Annotated in this window: 2 protein-coding genes; both read left to right on the plus strand. The window is 41.0% G+C overall.

Features of this window, described 5'->3' with window-relative positions; genetic code table 11:
- The first annotated feature begins 25 nt into the window (after positions 1–25).
- Positions 26–823 carry a formate/nitrite transporter family protein gene (locus SMIDD26_RS04295; protein ID WP_057487724.1) on the plus strand — a complete coding sequence of 266 codons (798 nt, stop codon included), beginning with the start codon at positions 26–28 and terminating at the stop codon, positions 821–823.
- Positions 824–969: 146 nt separating this feature from the next.
- Positions 970–1,802 (plus strand): O-acetylhomoserine aminocarboxypropyltransferase/cysteine synthase family protein (locus SMIDD26_RS04300; RefSeq protein ID WP_134990159.1); only part of this gene is annotated, 833 nt, incomplete at its 3' end.

Genomic DNA, 1,802 nt, shown 5'->3' on the forward strand with positions numbered 1-1,802 from the left:
AAGAAAAAAGATTTAGGAGTTTATTATGGTTTCTTCAGAATTTATCTCAAAGATTGAATTTGCTTGCAAGAAGAAAGAAAGTCTTTATAGTCAAAGCAAATTTAAGTATGCGATTCGTTCTATGTTCGCAGGTGCATTTTTAACCTTCAGTACTGCTGCAGGTGCAGTTGGGGCTGACTTGATTAATAAAATGGCGCCAGGTAGTGGACGCTTCCTCTTCCCCTTTGTCTTTGCTTGGGGCTTGGCCTACATTGTTTTCTTGAATGCCGAGTTGGTAACATCAAATATGATGTTCTTGACTGCGGGTAGTTTCTTGAAAAAAATCTCTTGGAGAAAAACAGCTGAGATTTTACTATACTGTACCCTATTCAACCTTATCGGAGCTTTAATAGCAGGTTGGGGCTTTGCCCACTCAGCAGCTTATGCACATCTGACACACGATAGTTTCATTTCAGGGGTTGTTGAGATGAAGTTAGGCCGTTCAAATGAATTAGTCTTGCTTGAGGCGATTTTGGCAAATATTTTCGTAAATATTGCGATTCTGTCATTTGTTTTGGTCAAAGATGGTGGTGCCAAACTTTGGCTTGTGTTGTCAGCGATTTACATGTTTGTATTCTTAACAAACGAGCACATTGCGGCGAACTTTGCTTCTTTCGCGATTGTGAAATTCAGTGTTGCTGCTGACTCAATTGCTAATTTCGGTGTTGGAAATATGCTTCGCCACTGGGGTGTAACCTTCGTTGGAAACTTTATCGGAGGAGGCCTCTTGATGGGTCTTCCATATGCCTTCCTCAATAAAAATGAAGATACTTATGTAGATTAAGGAAATGAGCACGATTGATTCGTGCTTTTTTCGATTTTGTAAGAAGTAATAGCCACTCCTTATATCAAAATATAGAAAAGAGGTATTAGTCAAGATAGGTCGATAGTGCTACAATATCCTTAATCAAACTATTTGGAGGTCGTTTTATGACTCGTGATTTTAAATTTGAAACCTTACAACTACATGCTGGTCAAGTTGTGGATCCAGCAACTAAGTCTCGTGCAGTGCCGATTTATCAGACAACATCCTTTGTTTTTGATGATACGCAGGAAGGTGCCGATTTGTTTGCCTTGAGAAAACCAGGTAATATCTATACTCGTATTACAAATCCTACAACGGCTGCTTTTGAAGAAAGAATTGCAGCTCTCGAAGGTGGTGTTGGAGCTCTTGCAACCGCATCAGGTATGGCTGCAGTGACTTATACGATTTTGGCACTTGCCCATGCTGGTGACCATGTTGTAGCAGCATCAACTATTTACGGTGGAACCTTCAATCTCTTGAAAGAAACCCTTCCTCGTTATGGTATCACAACAACCTTTGTCGATGTGGATAATTTGGAAGAAGTGGAAGCAGCTATCAATGACAATACCAAGCTTGTCTTGATTGAAACCTTGGGGAATCCCTTGATAAACATTCCTGACTTGGAAAAATTGGCAGAGATTGCTCATAAGTATCAGATTCCACTTGTTTCTGATAATACTTTTGCTACACCTTATTTGATTAACGTCTTTTCTCATGGCGTAGATATTGCCATTCACTCTGCGACTAAGTTTATTGGCGGGCATGGTACGACTATTGGTGGAGTGATTGTCGATAGCGGGCGTTTTGACTGGGCAGCTTCAGGGAAATTCCCTCAATTTGTTGAGGAAGACCCAAGCTACCACAATTTGAGCTATACTCGTGATGTGGGTGCAGCAGCCTTTATTATCGCTGTCCGTGTCCAATTGCTTCGTGATACAGGTGCAGCCTTGTCGCCATT

Origin of the sequence: Streptococcus mitis (assembly GCF_001579035.1) — a bacterium.
Lineage (GTDB): Bacteria > Bacillota > Bacilli > Lactobacillales > Streptococcaceae > Streptococcus > Streptococcus mitis_J.

What these genes read in the sequence shown, in the direction of transcription:
- SMIDD26_RS04295 (WP_057487724.1), top strand. Translation starts at nt 26, where the DNA reads ATGGTTTCTTCAGAATTTATCTCAAAGATTGAATTTGCTTGCAAGAAG.